The following is an 18,711-nucleotide window of genomic DNA, read 5'->3' on the forward strand; positions in this document are numbered from 1 at the left end:
TTTCTTCTTTAGTAGAAGTGAGGATTGTGCTATGGTTATTTGAGAAAATTAAAAGACAAATAAAACTAATATACAATCCTGATGCAAATCAGGATTTTTTTTTGAATATATGACAACGAAAATTGCAATACAAGGTATTAAAGGATCTTTTCACCATCAGGTAGTGAAGGAGTATTTCTCTGAAAACGTGCACATTGATGAGTGTTTGTCTTTTGAGGAATTAATTGACAGTCTGCTTTCAGGAAAATCAGAGCAGGCAGTAATGGCTATTGAAAATTCGATTGCGGGGCCAATTATTCCGAATTATGCCTTGATTGATAAGAATAATATTCACATTATCGGAGAGCATTATTTGAATATTCACCAAAATTTAATGGCTTTAAAAGGTCAGAAAATTGAGGATATAAAAGAGGTTCATTCACATCCGATGGCCTTATTGCAATGCATGGATTTTTTGAAACAATATCCCAATATTAAATTGGTTGAGGATAAAGATACGGCCGAAACAGCAAGAAGAATTCAGGAGAAACAATTGACCGGAATTGCGGCGATCGCAAGTAAAACGGCTTCAGAAATGTACAATTTAGAAATTATTGCTCCTGAAATCCAAACCATCAAAAACAATATGACCCGCTTTGTAATCATTAAAAAGGAGAATTCATTTTTGCCGGAAAATGAAATCAACAGAGCCTCAATTAAATTTGAACTGGATCATAAGAGAGGAAGTCTGGCAGCGGTTTTAAATGTAATGAGTGACTGCAAATTGAATTTGACGAAAATTCAGTCGCTTCCAAAAATTGAAACACCTTGGAAATATGCGTTTTTCGTAGACGTAACCTTTGAGAAATACGAGGATTTTGCAAAAGCCAAATCGTTATTAAACATTATGGCAGAGTATTTTAAAGTATTGGGAGAATACAAAAACACCAAGCCTTTAAGTGAGTCTTAAAGTTGAAAAGTCGAAAATCATAAAGTCAAAAAAATAATATAGCAAATTAAAAAGTTTAAATGAGCCTAAAGCATACAGCTTAAAGCCTAAAGCAAAAAAAAAAAATGATCACAACAGCAAAACGATTAGATACAGTTGAAGAATACTACTTCTCCTCAAAATTGAGAGAAGTTCGTCAACTGCAATCTGAAGGGAAACCTATCATCAATATGGGCATCGGAAGCCCTGATTTGAGTCCGTCTAAAGCAGTAATTGAAGCGGTAGCCGCAGCAATTCAGGAGGAAAACGGGCATGGCTATCAAAGCTATCAGGGGTTGCCGGAATTGAGAAAAGGGATGGCTGATTTTTATCAGAATCAGTTTGGTGTTGTGTTGAATCCCAACAATGAGATTTTACCGTTGATGGGTTCGAAAGAAGGAATTATGCACATTTCGTTAGCATTTTTAAATGAAGGCGATCATGTTTTAATTCCGAATCCGGGTTACCCAACTTATACTTCGGTAACCAATTTGGTTGGAGCAGTTCCGGTTTATTATGATTTGAAAGAAGCAAATGCGTGGGAACCTGATTTTGATGCTTTAGAGAAATTGGATCTTTCGAAGGTAAAAATTATGTGGCTGGGGTATCCCCATATGCCAACGGGAGCAAGAGGAAGCTTGACGTTATTCGAAAAACTGGTTGCTTTTGCTAAAAAACACAACATACTATTGGTTAACGATAATCCGTATAGTTTTGTTTTAAATGATAATCCAATGAGTTTGCTGCAGGTTGAAGGGGCAAAGGATGTGGCTTTAGAATTGAATTCATTGAGTAAAACATTCAATATGGCCGGCTGGAGAGTGGGGATGGTTTTAGGAAATCCTGAAATTATAGATGCTGTTTTGAAAGTAAAAAGCAACATGGACAGTGGTATGTTTTACGGAATTCAGAAAGGCGCTGTCGCAGCTTTAAATTGTGATAGAAGCTGGTTCGAAGATCAAAATGTAATTTACAGACGTCGTAGAGAATTAACAGAAAAATTAGCAGAGAAATTGGGCTGCGAAGTTTACAAAGAAGGTGTTGGACTATTTGTCTGGGCAAAACTTCCGGAAGGAATAGCATCAGCAGAGAAGTTTATTGATGAAATATTATATGAGAAACATATTTTCATCACGCCGGGAACTATTTTCGGAAGCAATGGCGAAGGATACATCAGATTCTCATTGTGTGTAAAAGAAGAAAAAGTACAAGAAGCGATAGAGCGATTTTAGAGATTAAGATTTTAGAATCAAGAGTCTAGATTTTATCCAAATTGTCTGGCTGAGCGGAGTCGAAGCCCACATTCCAATTGGAGCGACCTTCAACTTCGCTCAGGGAGACAAATAAGATCAAAAATTGGAAATTAAAGAAATAGTATGAAAGTATACGTAATAGGAATAGGATTAATTGGCGGTTCGATGGTGTTGGACATCAAGGACCAACATACAAATGCAGCTGTTTTTGGAATTGACAGTAATGAAAAACACCTGCAGGAAGCAATTGATTTAGGAGTTATTGATCAGGAAGGACATTTTGAAGATTTGTCAGGAGCTGATTTTGTAATTGTTTCGGTTCCTGTAGATGTGGCGCTAACGGTTTTGCCAAAAGTACTGGATTTAGTGGGCGATAAAACAATCGTTTTTGAAGTAGGGTCGACTAAAAAACCAATTTGCGATGCAGTAGCAAGCCACCCAAAGAGAAGAAATTTTATTGCGACACATCCAATAGCCGGTACAGAGTTCTCAGGACCTTCGGCGGCGATAAGAGGGTTGTTTAAAGGGAAAACGAATATTATTTGCGAGGTGGAAAAAACCACTTTTAAATTGCAGGAAAAGGCATTAAAGCTTTTCAGCGAAATAGGAATGAGGATTCGATACATGGATCCGGTGTCGCACGACAAACACATCGCTTATGTGTCGCATTTATCGCACATCAGTTCATTTATGCTTGGGAAAACGGTGATGAACAAAGAAAAAGACGAACAGGATATTTTCGATATGGCGGGAAGCGGATTTGAAAGTACAGTGCGTCTGGCCAAAAGTTCTCCTGCAATGTGGACCCCCATTTTTGAGCAGAATAAAGAATACGTTCTCGAAACTTTAGAAGCATACATTTCAAATCTCAGTCGGTTTAGAGATTTGCTGAAAGAAGAAGATTATAGCGCCATTTTTGAAGAAATGGAAAGCACCAATAAAATTAAAGAAATACTAAACGGATTAACAATTAAAAAATAAACTATAACAAAGATGGAAAATAAGAAAGAAATGAGAAAGTGGTTAGAAGATTTCAATTTAAATCACCCACTTGTGATAGCAGGACCATGCAGCGCAGAGACAGAAGATCAGGTATTGAAAATTGCACGTGAGTTGAAAGATTCAAAAGTTAGTGTATTCAGAGCAGGAATCTGGAAACCAAGAACGCGTCCGGGAGGATTTGAGGGTGTTGGAGAAATTGGTTTGAAATGGTTACAAAAAGCGAAAGCTGAAACCGGTTTATTAATGGGAACTGAAGTAGCAACTGCAGCACACTGTAAATTGGCTTTAGAACACGATATCGACGTTTTATGGGTAGGTGCCCGTACAACGGCAAACCCTTTTGCAGTTCAGGAAATTGCAGATACTTTGAAAGGAACAGACAAAATCGTTTTGGTTAAAAACCCGGTAAACCCTGATTTAGCTTTATGGTTAGGTGGTGTGGAGCGTTTGCACATGGCAGGAATCGAAAAATTAGGGGTGATTCACAGAGGATTTTCGACTTACGAAAAAACAAAATACAGAAACATTCCGGAATGGCAAATTGCAATCGAATTGCAAAATAAATTCCCTGATCTGCCATTAATCATCGATCCGTCTCATATTACCGGAAACCGTAACATGATTTTCGAAGTGACTCAGGAAGCATTAGATTTAAATTACGATGGTATGATTATCGAAACGCATTACGATCCGGACAATGCCTGGAGTGATGCCGCTCAACAAGTAACTCCGGATGCCTTGAAGCAAATCATAAAAGATTTGACCATCAGAAAAACAGATGATACTACAGACGAGTACAACCAAAAAATGAAGAAATTAAGAGCAAACATTGATGTTTTGGATGCTAACTTATTAGAGTTGCTTGGAAAACGTATGAAAGTTGCTGATGAAATCGGACAGGTGAAAAAAGATGCAAACGTTGCGATTCTTCAAAACAACCGTTGGAATGAAATTTTAGGAAAAATGATTTTGGAAGGAGAGAAAAAAGGACTTACTGAAGAATTCGTTTTGAGAATGTTTAAAGCAATTCACCAGGAAAGTATTGGTCACCAGGAAAAAGTTTTCAATGCATAATTTTTTCTAAGCACATAAGTGATATAAGTGAATTGAAGCTTTTTAAACGCTGTTCTACGATTTTCTTATGTCACAATTTTAAAAATAGATTGTTTTTTTTACATTAAATCTCCTTTGCTTTTGGGCTTTGGAGATTTTTTTTTGAAATAAATAGTATCTTCCCAACCTTTTGATGTTTTTTGTTCTCTATAAAAGTATAAACCTAAATTTTCGTATCATGAAGTCAAAATTGTTTTCGTCTGTGCCGGGCATTTTTCGGATGAATTTGCATGTATTGTTTTTATTCTTTTTGTTTATGGGAATAAAAAGTTTCGCACAAAGTCCTGAACTAACGGTTAAAGGAGAGGATGCTGAAAAAGTGAGAATGAACAAACTTTTCGTCAATGTAAAAGTGGTAGGAAACATTGCTTATACTACTGCCGAAATGCACTTTTTTAATTCAGGAACCCGTCAGATGGAGGCAGAACTTATTTTTCCGTTACCGGAAAATGTTTCGGTTTCCAGATATGCTATTGATATTAACGGAAAAATACGTGAAGCAGTTCCGGTTAATAAAAATAAAGGGAAACAGGTTTTTGAAGCGATTGAACATCGTCGTGTTGATCCGGGATTACTGGAGAAAGTAGATGGGAATAATTTTAGAACGAGAATTTATCCGTTACTGCCAAATGGAGAACGAACCGTGATTATTGGTTACGAAGAAGAACTTTCGGCTTTTGATAAAGACAATCTGGTGTATCAATTGATGAGTCGTTTTCCAAAAAAAATAGATCAGTTTGAAATTAATGTATCAGTTTTAGGAGCTTCAACGGCACCAACAGTTACTGAGAATTCAGGAAACGAGATTACTTTTTCAAAATGGAACCAATCTTTTCAGGCTTCGATCAAAAAAGAAAACTATCAGCCTGCAGAAAAAAAAGTTTTTAAAATTCCATTGCAGCAGAATATTCCAAGTGTATTGATGCAGGATGTTGGTGGCCAACATTATTTTTACGGGAATACTTTTGTAGAAGGGAATAAAACAGCGAAAAAGACACCAGCTTCGATTGGTTTAATTTGGGACAACTCGCTTAGCTGTCAGAATAGAGATTTAAAAAAGGAACTGGATTTGTTAAATGTTTATTTCCAGAAAATAAAAAATACAAAAGTTACCCTGTACTTTTTGAATTATACTTTCGAAAAACGAAAAGAATTTGTAGTTTCTGATGGAAATTGGTCCGAATTAAAAACAGTTTTAGAAAATACGAAATACGATGGCGGAACTCGTTTTTCACAAATCAGTTTTGAAAACCAGGATGAATTTTTATTTTTCACAGATGGATTATCTTCTTTGAGTGAAAATCTTTTACCCAAAACGAAGAAACCTCTTTACATAATTACCTCTTCAGTTTCTTCAGATTTTGCTTTTCTCAACTTTTCTTCAATGAAAACCGGCGGAAATTTCATCAATTTAAATCAGATAAATGCTGAAGCTGCTTTAGATAAATTGGTAAATACTAATTTAAAGTTTCTTGGAATAAAGGAGAATTTAACGGTAACTGATGTATTTCCTATAGAAGGAACTTCGGTTTCGGGAAATTTTAGTTTTTCGGGGATTTCTTTGAATCCGAAAAATGAGATTACACTTCTTTTTGGTTACGGCAACCAAGTAGTTTTGGAACGAAAAATTACGCTTGAAGCTGCTATTCAAGATACCAAAGAAGTAAATATTGAAAAACTTTGGGCGCAGAAAAAAATTGCCAATCTTGATTTTCAATATGACAAAAATGCAGCTGAAATCGAGCTTCTGGGTAAGAAATACGGAATCATAACGAAGAATACGTCATTGATTGTTCTGGAAGATATTCGCGATTATATTTCTTATGATATTATTCCGCCAGCAGAATTGCGTGCCGAATTTGACCGAATTAAAAAACAGGAACATGATGCTACACTGGCGCAGCAAAAAAATAATTGGGAAAGTATTGAAAATTATTTTAAGGAATTAAATATTTGGTGGAAAAAGAATGTTCAATATAAAGGGCAGAAAATTGCGTCTAAGTATAAATACAAAAGGCAACTTCCGCCTAGTTTAGGTAGAGATGGGGGCACAGTTTATCAAGAGACTATAAAAGGAGATCCTGATGCAGTCTTGACCGTAGATGAACCTGTTGGTGCAGGAACAGCCGCGACAGTAATTGAAGACAACAATGTATATAATACTGCTTCTGCACCAAAAGTAGATCAGGTTAAATTTGTTGCGCCAGTGGTAGCAAAAGCGGAAGAAGTTACTGAGGATATACCAAAAATTGCTGATATAAAAGATAAAAAAGTAGGAAGCGAAGAAATTAATAAAGTTTCAAATAGCGCAGAATTACAAGAAGTAGTTGTAGTAGGGTATGGTACTCAAAAAAAATCAGATTTAACAGGGGCTCTTGAAGAAGGTACATCAAAAAATAAAGATTTTTCGGAAGATTCAAATTTTAATAGAGGTTATTTAGCCGGAGATTCAAAAAAGCCTTTAATTATTGTTGATGGTCAGTTTTATGAGGGTGAATTAACCGATTTAAAGTCAGATGATATCGCTTTGGTAGAGGTGTTGAAAGATCCGTCGAGAATTTCTACATATGGTAGCAGAGGGGCAAATGGAGTTATTATCATAACAACGAAAAAGGACTCTTCAAATAGTGGAGTTGTTCAAACAAAAAGTTGGAATCCAGATCGATTGTATTTAAAAGCGTTGGCCTCAGCTCCAAAAGAAAAACAATATGATTTGTATTTTGAATTACGAAAAGCACAGGAAAGGAACCCAAGTTTTTATTTTGATGCGGCTCATTTTTTCTACAATCAGGGCGATGTAAAAAAAGCGTTGCTGATCCTTAGTAATATTGCTGATTTAGGGTTAGAGAATCATCAGCTTTATAAAACTTTGACTTATACTTTGCGTCAGTGGAAAGATCATAATGATGCAGTTTTTACTGCAAAACAAGTGGCAAAATGGAGAGAACATGAACCACAGAGTCTTAGAGATTATGCTTTAACACTAGAAGATGCAGGAAAATATCAAGAAGCTTTTGATCAATTAATTAAAGCGCTTGAAGTGAATTATTATGGAGAAATGAGTGGCCAGTATGAAGGTGTAGAGGATATTATTCTAATGGATGTTAATCGAATGATAACAGAACATTCTGGCATAAAAACGGGTAAGCTTGATAAAAAGTACCTTGCAAAAATGCCGGTTGATATCAGAGTTATCATGAACTGGAACCAAATGGATGTTGATTTGGATTTACATGTAATTGAGCCAACAAATGAAGAATGTTATTACAGCCATACTTCTACACAAATTGGAGGAAGATTTTCTAAAGATTTTACAGAAGGTTATGGGCCGGAGCAATATATAATTCGAAATGCAATAAAGGGGAAATATAAAATTAAAACCGATTATTTTGGAGAAACTGAATTAACTGAAAATGGTCCAGCAACATTAATGGTCGAAATTTATATTACAAGAGCAGGAAAAACGTCCAGAACTTTAAAAACGATTCAGTTAGGAAAAGTTAAAGAGAATGATATTTTAGCCGAAATTATCTGGTAAATCTTTCAAATAAAGAGTAAGCCTTTAATTTTAAAAGACGAAGTTGCGTTGTTCAATTCTAAAAACGTAATTTTGCCTTTTATTTTTTAGTTCAAGGAATAATCTAAAAACTAAAATCAGAAATCTAAAAATATAGAATGACAGGAATCGTATATAAATCTACAGGAAGTTGGTACACTGTGAAATCAGAAAAGGGTGATTTTATAGAATGCCGTATGAAAGGGAAGTTTAGGATGAAGGGTATTAAGAGCACCAATCCAATTGCTGTAGGTGATATTGTTGATTATGAATTGGAGCAAACTTCAGATGCGGTAACCGGAACGATTTTTAATATTCACGAAAGAAAAAACTATATCGTTCGTAAATCGGTTAATTTATCCAAACAGATTCATATCATTGCATCCAATATAGATCAGGTTTTTTTGCTGATTACGATTAATAATCCGCCAACAACAACGAGTTTTATAGATCGTTTTTTAGTTACAGCCGAAGCGTATGGAATTGAAGCTGTTTTGATTTTTAATAAAATCGATACTTTGGATGAAAATACTTTGGACGAACAGCTTTATCTGCAGCACATTTATCAGGAAATAGGATATAAGTGCCTGCGTATTTCTTCGACAGAGAATAAAGGAGTGGATAAGCTTAAAGAAATGATGGTGGGTAAAGTAAGTATGTTTTCCGGACATTCCGGTGTTGGAAAATCAACATTGGTCAATGCGATGGAACCAAGTTTGCATCTTAAAACTACTGTAATTTCAGAACAAAGTAAACAAGGACAGCACACCACCACTTTTGCCGAAATGTACGATCTGTCTTTTAATGCGCAGATTATCGATACCCCGGGAATAAAAGGTTTTGGAATTGTTGATATGGAACCTTCAGAAATAAGCGGTTATTTTCCGGAATTCTTCCGATTAAAAGATCAGTGCAAGTTTAACAACTGTTTACATAAAGAAGAACCGCATTGTGCGATCAAAGCCGCTTTGGAAAAAGATGAAATCGCCTGGTCCCGCTATAATAGTTATCTTAAGATTTTGGAAGGAGACGAAGAGCATTACCGCACGGATACTTATGGTGATGATCGTGCAGCGAGTGATGAAACGAGAAAATAAATTCAGTTAAAAGGTCGATGTTTAAAAAGTTTCGAAAGGACTTTTTTAAACTTTTTGGCTTTATAACTTTCAACTTTAAGACTTACATAAATGAGAATAGTACTGCAAAGAGTTTCAGAAGCATCCGTAACAGTCGATCAGAAAAAAGTTGCAGATATTCAGAAAGGTTTATTGGTTTTAGTGGGAATAGAAGAAGCCGATACGCAGGAAGATATTGATTGGCTGGTGGGTAAAATCATAAAAATGAGAATTTTTGCAGACGAAAACGATGTTATGAATTGTTCAATTCAGGATATCGATGGAGATATTATTGTAGTGAGTCAGTTTACACTTCATGCTTCTACTAAAAAGGGGAATCGTCCTTCATATATAAAAGCGGCAAAACCGGACTTTGCAATACCGATGTATGAGAATTTTTTACAATCCTTAGAAAGGGAATTCAATAAAAAAATACAGGCAGGAATTTTCGGTGCCGATATGAAAGTTGGTCTGGTTAATGACGGACCTGTGACTATTTTAATAGACAGTAAAAACAGAGATTAAAAAAATATTAGACGAGTGTTAAGAATTTCTAAAAAAAAATTATATTTGGCGAAATTACTTACTAAATGAAAAGCCTAGTTCTTACGTTATTTTTCTTCTTTTTCACCTTTGTTTTAACAGCTCAGAAGAGCGAATATAGTTCAGCTGCAATTGCCGACAGTCTTAAAGAAAATGCCAATGCAGTAGTTCGTTTCGATCAGATTGATATAGCGATTTTGTCTCAACGAACTATGAACGCTAGAAATCGTCGTGTTGTTACGGTTTTAAACGAAAAAGGACTTAGCGCAATACAAGCTCATGAATATTATGATAAATCAACTTCGGTCAGGAGTATCGAAGCGGTAGTTTATGATGCTTTTGGTAAGGAAATTAAAAAAGTAAAAAGGAAAGATTTTAAAGATCAGAGCGTTGTTGGAGGTAGTACGCTCTTTTCTGATAGTCGTGTTATATATTTAGACTATACTCCAATTTCCTACCCTTTCACAGTTGAGTTTAGCAGTGAGGTCCAAACTTCTTCAACTGCTTTTATTCCAAGTTGGATGCCTTTAAAAGGGTTTTATACCAGCATTGAAAAAGCAGTTCTAAATGTCGTCTATCCTGCTGATTTGGGATTTAAAAAGAAAGAACTTCAATTTTCAGGGTTCAACGTAAAGAAAACAATCGATACCAGTACGCAGCTTTCTTATACTGCAAGTACTATTTTAGCCCAAAAACAGGAAGATTATAGTCCGGTATACAGAGATCTTTTTCCTAAAGTTATGATGGGATTAGAACATTTTCATCTGGAAGGGGTTGACGGTACCGCCACAAATTGGACTGATTTTGGCAAATGGTATTCTGAAAAAATACTTTCCGGAACAACCGATTTGCCGGAGGAAACCAAAGTTAAAATAAAAGCGATTGTTGGCAACGAAAAAGACCCGATTAAAAAAGCAAAATTGGTTTACGATTTTGTTCAAAAAAAATCCAGATATGTAAGTATTCAGGTTGGAATTGGTGGTTGGAAACCTATGCTGGCGACCGATGTTGACCGCTTGGGTTATGGCGATTGTAAAGCTTTAACCAATTATACTAAAGCACTTTTACAAGCTGTAGATGTTCCGTCTTATAATACAATTTTATACGGAGATTCTAATAAAACAAATATCGAATCTGATTTTGTTTCCATGCAGGGAAATCACATGATTCTATCAATTCCGAATGGCAATCAGTATACCTGGTTAGAATGTACAAGTCAGGACGATCCTTTTGGATATCAGGGAACTTTTACCGATGATAGAGATGTATTGGTTGTTAAACCTGAGGGAGCAGAAATTGTAAGGACTAATATCTATGAAGATAAGGGGAATACTCAAATCGAAAAAGGAACTTATACAATAGATGAAAGCGGACATTTTTCCGGTTCTATTTTAATAAATTCAGAAGGATCTCAATACGCTTCGAAAACACGAATAGAGCATTTACAGCCAACGGAAAAAGAAGCACATTACAAAGAGTATTGGGATAACATCAACAATCTGAAATTGGGTAAAATAACTTTGAACAATAACAAAGAGACAATACGTTTTACCGAAGATGTTCAGCTTAGTGCTTTGAATTATGCAACAGTTTCAGGGAATAAACTAATTTTTGCCGTTGATGCATTTAATCAAAGCGCCACAAACGTAAAGAGAATCCGAAACAGAAAAAACCCCTTTCAGATTCAGCGTGGATATGCAGATACAGACGAGATTGAGGTCAATTTACCAGCAGGTTTTGCTATAGAGTTTTTGCCTTCAAACTTTGAGTTAAAAGGAAAGTTCGGCGAATATAAAACTGAAATCATCAAAAAAGAAAATAATAAATTACTCTACAAACGCTCGCTGTTTTTGAATAAAGGAAAATATTCCAACAAAGAATACGATGACTATCGTCTTTTTATGGAGCAGATAGCAAAAAATGATAATGCCAAAATTATACTAACCAAGAATTAATCAAAATGAAACCAATCAAATTTTTAAGTTTTTTAATGGTATTGCTCTGTATGTTCAAAGTAACAGCACAAGAGTTTAAATTAGGAAAAGTGTCTGTTGCTGAATTAGAACAGAAAGTACACCCTAAAGATTCATCAGCGGCGGCTGCTATTTTGTATAAAAAAGGAACGGCCAGATTTGAATACGATGAAACGCAAGGCTTTGTTGTGGTAACGGAAGTCGAAACCAGAATTAAAATCTATAAAAAGGAAGGATACGATTGGGCAAATCAAAAAGTATGGTATTATAACGAGAATGACTTTAAAGAAAAGGTAACATTTAGCGATGCAGTTACCTATAATTTAGTAGGAGGTAAAATCGAAAAAACAAAGCTTAAGAGTGATGGAGTGTTTGACGAAGTAGTCAATAAATTCAGAGCGCAAAAAAAGATTACCATGCCTAATGTAAAAGAAGGCTCTGTTCTGGAGTTTAGATATGTTTTAAGATGTCCAAGCGATCGAATGATCAGAGAATGGGATTTTCAAACGAGTATTCCTGTAGATTATTCAGAATTTACAACTTATATTCCGGAGTATTATGTGTTTAATCCAAGACAGAAAGGGTATATTTTTCCAAAAACTACAGTAGAGAAAGCTTTAAAGACGCTTACTTTTACAAGTAAAGAAAGAAATGGTTGGCTGAACAGCTCGACAACATTTTCTACAGACAAATTAGATTATCAGGAAACCAAAACAACTTATGTGGCCAAAGATTTTCCGGCTATGAAAGAGGAGGCTTTTGTAAATAATATTGATAATTATACGGCAAGTATTCAGCATGAACTGTCGATGACTAAATTTCCGCGTAAAGAGTTTAAAATGTACTCAGTAGACTGGAATTCGGTTGTGAAAACGATTTACGAAAACAAGGATTTTGGCGCGGAGTTAAGCAAGACAGGATATTTTGAAGAAGATTTGAAAAAGAAACTGGAGGGAAAAAATAGTATCGATGAAAAAATATTGGCTGTTCTGCATCATGTGAAAGAAAATGTGAAATGGAATGATTATTTTGGATATTATACAGATAATGGCGTTAAGAAAGCGTATAAGGAAAAGACAGGAAATATTGCTGATATTAATTTAATGCTTACCGCGATGTTGCGTTATGCGGGCTTGACAGCAAATCCGGTTTTAGTGAGTACACGTTCTAACGGGATTTCGCTTTTTCCAAACAGAACCGCTTTTAATTATGTGATTGCGGCAGTTGAAACGCCAGAGGGGAATATACTTTTAGATGCTTCAGATAAGTATTCAACCCCTAATGTTTTGCCACTTAGAGCCCTAAATTGGTACGGTCGATTGATTAGAAAAGACGGAAGCTCTGAAGAGGTAGATTTGATGCCTAAAAAATCGTCGAATGACATTGTATTTATGAATTATAGTGTTGATCCTGATGGTAAAATCACAGGAAAAGCCAGAAGACAATGTACGGATTACAATGCTGTGATTACGAGACATAACATTTCCAGTCTCAAAGAAGAGGAATATCTGGAAAAATTGGAAAATCAAAACAATAAAATTGAAATCAGTGAGTACTCAAAAACCAATGAAAAAGATATTCTATTGCCTATTGTCGAATCGTACTCTTTTACAGGAAGTAATTTATGTGAAGTAATTGGCGGTAAAATATATGTGAGTCCGATGTTGTTTTTTGCAAATCAGGAAAACCCATTCAAACAGGAAGTGAGAGAATATCCGGTAGATTTTGGTTTCCCGTTTACTGATAAATACAATATTACGCTTAAAATTCCTGAAGGATTCGCAGTAGAAACATTGCCTGCGCCAGCAATTTTCAATATGGAAGAGAATTTAGGAACTTTTAAGTTTAACATTGCAGCAAACGATAATCTTTTACAAATCACAGTGCAGCACCAGATAAATGATGCAATAGTATCTACTGAAAAGTATGAAATGCTAAAAGAATATTACAAAGGGATGATCGCTAAAGAAACAGAGAAAATTGTTTTAAAGAGAATCTAGCGGTATTAAAAGATTAGAATTATTTTTGTTGAAAAATAGAACTATGGATTTGAAAAATGCACAACTAGATGTCGATACCTGGATTAAAGAACACGGCGTTCGTTATTTTAACGAATTAACCAATATGGCACAACTTACAGAAGAAGTAGGTGAAGTCGCTCGTATTATTGCCCGTAGGTATGGAGAACAGTCAGAGAAAGAAAGCGATAAAAATAAAGATTTAGGAGAAGAACTGGCCGATGTTGTTTTTGTAGTACTCTGTCTGGCCAATCAAATCGGAATAGATTTACAAGCTGCTTTTGATAAAAAAATGGATTTAAAATCAGTTCGCGATAAAGACCGTCATAAAAACAACGATAAATTAAAATAATGTGATAAGTCCTGGTAAAGTTTTGGAGTGTCCTTTATTTAAAATAGATTTGCAAAAATGCTATAATATAATTACCCTATAATGAATTTACTACTCCAAACCACTCAACATAATTTACAAGGACAAATTGCAGTAACCGGATCAAAAAGCGAAACCAATCGTTTGTTGTTATTAAAGGCACTGTTCCCAAATATTACTTTAGCCAATACTTCAAACTCCGATGATAGTGAGGTAATGCAAAAAGCATTAATTGGCCATGACGAAATCATAGACATTCATCATGCAGGAACGGCGATGCGTTTTTTAACAGCGTATTTTGCAGTAAATGAAGGCCGCGAAGTAGTCATGACGGGTTCCAGCAGAATGCAGGAGCGCCCAATTAAGATTTTGGTAGAAGCTTTAGAACAATTGGGAGTTGAGATTTCCTATGAAAAAGAAGAAGGTTATCCGCCAATTCGAATCAAAGGAAAAAAAGTAACCGCTTCAAAAGTAACTTTGGCAGCCAACGTAAGCAGTCAGTATATTTCGGCACTTTTATTAGTGGCACCAAAACTGGAGAATGGCTTAGAATTGACTTTAGAAGGTGAAATCACTTCGATTCCATACATCAAAATGACTTTGGCTTTGCTAAATGATTTAGATATCCAGACCAGTTTTGAAGGAAATGTGATCAAAGTATATCCAAAAACAGAAGTAGCTTCTAAAGAAATGGTAGTAGAATCAGATTGGAGTTCGGCTTCGTACTTCTTTAGTTTAGTGGCTTTGGCAGATACTGCTTCTATAACGTTAAGCAGTTACAAAGAAAACAGCTTACAAGGAGATTCTGAATTGGTATCACTTTATGAAAAATTGGGAGTGAAAACTACTTTTCAGAACAATAAAATGACTTTGGTCAAACAAGAGGATTTTAAGTTTGAAAATGTAAATTTTGAATTGAACAATACTCCGGATATTGCGCAAACAATAGTAGTAACTTGTTTAGGTTTGGGAATAGGCTGTCATTTAACAGGTCTTCATACCTTGAAAATTAAAGAAACAGACCGATTGGAAGCGTTGCGAATCGAGCTTACAAAATTAGGAGCTGACATTTCAGTAACCAATGACAGTTTGACTTTGGTGGCATCAGAAAATATTAAGCACAATGTGAAGATTGCGACTTACAATGATCACCGCATGGCAATGGCATTTGCACCCTTGGCTTTAAAAGTGCCTATTGTTATTGAAGATGCCGAAGTAGTTTCAAAATCATACCCTGATTTCTGGAATGATTTGAAAGTATTAAACTTTGAAATTGTCGAAACACTATAAAAAATAGAAGCTCATTTAAGAGCTGAACATAATTCAATAGCCTCCGGTTCCAACCGGAGGTTTTTTTGTGGATTTATTTTTGATTTTGATCGGGAAAAGCAACAGCGATTTTTCAGGAGTTCGGATTAAATGAACTTTGGTTTCTTCTAAAGTTAAAGAAAAGCTAAAACTTTCATTTTTAAGGAACTCTAAGGGGCAGTAAACCAAAGACTTTTGAAAATAAACAGCAAAACACTTGACAACGCCTATCTCACAATCGTATATTTGCACACGATTTACAATTTTAGATAAAAAAATCTAAAATCTACACTCTAAAATCAGCAATGTCAATATGAAATTATCACATTTTCAATTCAATTTACCAAAAGAACTTTTAGCAGAATTTCCAGCAGAAAACAGAGATGAGTCTCGTTTAATGGTAATCGATCGTCAAAAACAAACTATAGAGCACAAAATGTTCAAAGATGTTATCAATTATTTTGATGACGGAGACGTTTTGATCCTTAACAATACTAAAGTTTTCCCGGCACGTTTGTACGGAAATAAAGAAAAAACAGGAGCAAGAATTGAAGTTTTCTTATTAAGAGAATTAAACTCAGAGCAGCGTCTATGGGACGTTTTGGTTGATCCGGCCCGTAAAATCAGAATTGGTAACAAACTTTATTTTGGCGATGACGATTCGTTAGTGGCTGAGGTAATCGACAACACCACTTCACGTGGTAGAACTTTACGTTTCTTATACGACGGTTCTTACGAAGAATTCAGAAATAAATTGACAGAACTTGGAGAAACTCCGATTCCTAAATACATCAACAGAGAAGTAACTGCTGAAGATGCTGAAAGATACCAGACCATTTATGCAAAAGAAGAAGGAGCTGTAGCAGCACCAACTGCAGGTTTACACTTCTCGAAACACCTTTTGAAAAAATTAGAAATTAAAGGAGTAAATTTTGCAGAAGTAACACTTCACGTAGGTTTAGGAACTTTTAACCCGGTTGAGGTTGAAGATTTGTCCAAACACAAAATGGATTCTGAAGAATTGATCATCAGACAAGAAGCGTGTGATATCGTAAATGCTGCAAAAACAGGTAGAAAACGTATCTGTGCTGTTGGAACAACTTCAATGCGTGCCATTGAAAGTTCAGTTTCCTCTCAAAATACTTTAAATCCTTATGAAGGCTGGACGAATAAATTTATTTTCCCTCCTCACGACTTTAGTATTGCCAACTGTATGATTACAAACTTCCACACACCGAAATCAACATTATTAATGATGATTTCTGCGTTCTGTGGTCATGATTTAATGAAAAGAGCTTACGAAGAAGCGATCAAAGAAGAATACAAATTCTATTCTTACGGAGATGCAATGTTAATTCTTTAATTAGAATTTATCTTATAGACAGACCCGACAGGTTTTTAAAACTTGTCGGGTTTTCTATTTTATAATGGTTTCAGGTTTCAGGTTCTGTTGGTAACTTGAAACCTGAAACTTGAAACAAAATAAACAATTTTTGTTATTTTAGCATTCAAAACAAAAACACAATGACTTTTCAAAATACACGCGAATTCGCGAAACAACTCGATTCAGAGGATATTTTAAATCACTATCAGGACCAATTTATATTTCCAAAAGTTAATGACAAAAGAGTGATTTATTTCACTGGAAACTCTTTAGGATTACAGCCAAAACGTACCAAAGCTTACATTGATGAAGTAATGAATGATTGGGCAGATCTTGCTGTAGAAGGTCACTTTTATGCCGAGAAACCATGGTGGGATTATCAGGAAAGATTCGCTGGACCCCTGAGTAAAATAGTGGGAGCTTTACCTTCTGAAGTAACGGTAATGAATACTTTGACTGTAAATCTTCATTTGTTAATGGTGTCTTTTTATCAACCAACCGCAACTCGTTACAAAATCATCTGTGAGGAAAAAGCATTTCCTTCAGATCAATATATGTTTCAGAGTCAAGTACATTTTCATGGTTATAAAACAGAAGATGCGATTGTAGAAATCAAACGTCGTGAAGGAGAACATAATATTCGTCTTGAAGATATTCTGGCAAAAATTGAAGAAGTCGGAGATGAATTGGCTTTAGTGTTAATAGGAGGAGTAAATTATTATACCGGGCAGGTTTTCGATATGAAAACAATTACTGCCGCAGGTCAAAAAGTAGGAGCAAAAGTGGGTTGGGATCTGGCACATGCAGCCGGAAATATTAAACTACAGCTCCACGATTGGAATATAGATTTTGCTGCCTGGTGCAGTTATAAATATATGAACTCAGGACCGGGGAATGCTTCAGGTTGTTTTGTACATGAAAAACATCATAACAATCCGGATTTACCAAGATTTGCCGGATGGTGGGGACATAACAAGGAACGTCGTTTTAAAATGGAGCCTAATTTTGATCCGGTTCATGGAGCAGACGGTTGGCAAATTAGTAATTTACCAATACTTTCTTTAGCGCCTTATTTGGCTTCCGTTGAAATGTTTGCTGAGGTTGGAATGGATAACCTGATCGCAAAAAGAGATAAAATTACCGCTTATTTAGAGTTTATCCTACACGAAATTGATAAAGAGGTAAAAGGCAATTTTGAGATTATAACACCTTCAAATCTTAGTGAAAGAGCTTCTCAGCTTTCTGTTTTTCTACATGGAGAAGGAAGAAGCTTATTTGATTACCTGATGAAAAATGGCGTGATAACAGATTGGCGTGAACCCAATGTAATCCGTCTGGCACCGGTTCCGTTGTATTGTTCGTATGAAGACATGTATGATTTTGGGCAGATTCTTAAAAAAGGAATTTTAGGAGAGTAAGTCAAAGTATAATCCCGTGCAGATTCAAATAGATTGAAGTAGTTTTTTAAAATCATTTTAATCATTATAATCTGTGGCGAAACAGAACCTTCAAATTCTATAAGTTTTCTGCAAAATCCTGTAACTTTTTCGAAAAAAGTTCTTCTTTACTTTGTAGTGTAATAATTTTTTAAACTACAATCTCATGAAAGCTTTATATATTTTTATAGCTGCGGTATTTCTTGTTTCTTGCCAGAATCAGGGAAAAGAGGATATCAATAAAGCAAAACAAGCTAGTATTGATTCGATGAAAGTTGAAATCAGTAAACAAAGAGTTATTGATTCAATGAGAACGGAAATGGCAAAGATCAGAGAAGAGCAAAAGGTAGAGGCGCAACAAAAGTTAGAAACACAAAAAGTAGTCGTGGTCAATCAAAAAGCTGACGGAACTTCGACTGCAACACAAACCACTCCCAAAAAGAAAGGCTGGAGTTCAGCTGCCAAAGGAGCTGTAATAGGTGCCGGAGTAGGAGCAGTGACAGGAGCCATTGTTAGCAAGAGAAAAGGTGAAGGTGCAATAATAGGCGGTTTAGCAGGAGCAGGAGTTGGAGCCGGAACCGGAGCTATTATCGATGGCAGCAAAAAGAAAAAAGAGTAAACTGGAAAACAGTTTTAAAATAAAACCGCCGATTTAAATTTTAAATCGGCGGTT

The 18,711-nt window shown here is 35.4% G+C and carries 14 protein-coding genes; all 14 read left to right on the forward strand.

Annotation, left to right across the window (positions count from 1 at the left end):
- The first annotated feature begins 109 nt into the window (after window positions 1–109).
- The 14 genes from B0A80_RS10450 to B0A80_RS10515 all read left to right on the forward strand — a co-directional run bounded on the left by B0A80_RS10450 (window position 110) and on the right by B0A80_RS10515 (window position 18,657).
- Window positions 110–949, forward strand: coding sequence for a prephenate dehydratase (locus B0A80_RS10450; RefSeq protein WP_089077248.1), 840 nt, complete (start codon window positions 110–112; stop codon window positions 947–949).
- A 104-nt stretch (window positions 950–1,053) separates the two neighbouring features.
- Complete coding sequence (locus tag B0A80_RS10455) at window positions 1,054–2,199, forward strand: pyridoxal phosphate-dependent aminotransferase (RefSeq protein WP_089077249.1); 1,146 nt, start codon at window positions 1,054–1,056, stop codon at window positions 2,197–2,199.
- Window positions 2,200–2,343: 144 nt separating this feature from the next.
- A complete protein-coding gene (locus tag B0A80_RS10460; RefSeq protein WP_089077250.1) occupies window positions 2,344–3,201 on the forward strand; it encodes a prephenate dehydrogenase in 858 nt (285 codons plus the stop codon).
- Between the two features lie 12 nt (window positions 3,202–3,213).
- Window positions 3,214–4,296, forward strand: a complete 1,083-nt coding sequence (locus B0A80_RS10465; protein WP_070906531.1) for a bifunctional 3-deoxy-7-phosphoheptulonate synthase/chorismate mutase type II — start codon at window positions 3,214–3,216, stop codon at window positions 4,294–4,296.
- Between the two features lie 217 nt (window positions 4,297–4,513).
- On the forward strand, window positions 4,514–7,873 hold the full coding sequence (locus tag B0A80_RS10470) for a VIT domain-containing protein (RefSeq protein ID WP_233430735.1): 3,360 nt from the start codon (window positions 4,514–4,516) through the stop codon (window positions 7,871–7,873).
- Window positions 7,874–8,010: 137 nt separating this feature from the next.
- The gene (gene rsgA, locus B0A80_RS10475; protein ID WP_026109952.1) at window positions 8,011–8,988 is read left to right on the forward strand and encodes a ribosome small subunit-dependent GTPase A; all 978 of its coding nucleotides are present in this window, start codon (window positions 8,011–8,013) and stop codon (window positions 8,986–8,988) included.
- Between the two features lie 90 nt (window positions 8,989–9,078).
- Window positions 9,079–9,531, forward strand: coding sequence for a D-aminoacyl-tRNA deacylase (gene dtd / locus B0A80_RS10480; RefSeq protein ID WP_017496168.1), 453 nt, complete (start codon window positions 9,079–9,081; stop codon window positions 9,529–9,531).
- 65 nt (window positions 9,532–9,596) lie between these two features.
- Window positions 9,597–11,504, forward strand: a complete 1,908-nt coding sequence (locus B0A80_RS10485; protein ID WP_089077252.1) for a DUF3857 domain-containing protein — start codon at window positions 9,597–9,599, stop codon at window positions 11,502–11,504.
- Between the two features lie 5 nt (window positions 11,505–11,509).
- Window positions 11,510–13,522, forward strand: coding sequence for a DUF3857 domain-containing protein (locus B0A80_RS10490; protein ID WP_165769243.1), 2,013 nt, complete (start codon window positions 11,510–11,512; stop codon window positions 13,520–13,522).
- A gap of 43 nt (window positions 13,523–13,565) precedes the next feature.
- Complete coding sequence (locus tag B0A80_RS10495; protein ID WP_089077254.1) at window positions 13,566–13,892, forward strand: nucleotide pyrophosphohydrolase; 327 nt, start codon at window positions 13,566–13,568, stop codon at window positions 13,890–13,892.
- Between the two features lie 81 nt (window positions 13,893–13,973).
- Window positions 13,974–15,200, forward strand: coding sequence for a 3-phosphoshikimate 1-carboxyvinyltransferase (aroA, locus tag B0A80_RS10500; protein ID WP_017496165.1), 1,227 nt, complete (start codon window positions 13,974–13,976; stop codon window positions 15,198–15,200).
- A gap of 331 nt (window positions 15,201–15,531) precedes the next feature.
- Entirely contained in the window at window positions 15,532–16,581 is a 1,050-nt protein-coding gene (queA, locus tag B0A80_RS10505; RefSeq protein WP_017496163.1) for a tRNA preQ1(34) S-adenosylmethionine ribosyltransferase-isomerase QueA, read from the forward strand.
- 161 nt (window positions 16,582–16,742) lie between these two features.
- Window positions 16,743–18,020 carry a kynureninase gene (gene kynU, locus B0A80_RS10510; RefSeq protein WP_089077255.1) on the forward strand — a complete coding sequence of 426 codons (1,278 nt, stop codon included), beginning with the start codon at window positions 16,743–16,745 and terminating at the stop codon, window positions 18,018–18,020.
- 184 nt (window positions 18,021–18,204) lie between these two features.
- The gene (locus B0A80_RS10515) at window positions 18,205–18,657 is read left to right on the forward strand and encodes a glycine zipper family protein (RefSeq protein ID WP_089077256.1); all 453 of its coding nucleotides are present in this window, start codon (window positions 18,205–18,207) and stop codon (window positions 18,655–18,657) included.
- Window positions 18,658–18,711 lie beyond the last annotated feature (54 nt).

The sequence above is a fragment of the Flavobacterium tructae genome (assembly GCF_002217475.1).
GTDB classification, from domain to species: domain Bacteria; phylum Bacteroidota; class Bacteroidia; order Flavobacteriales; family Flavobacteriaceae; genus Flavobacterium; species Flavobacterium tructae.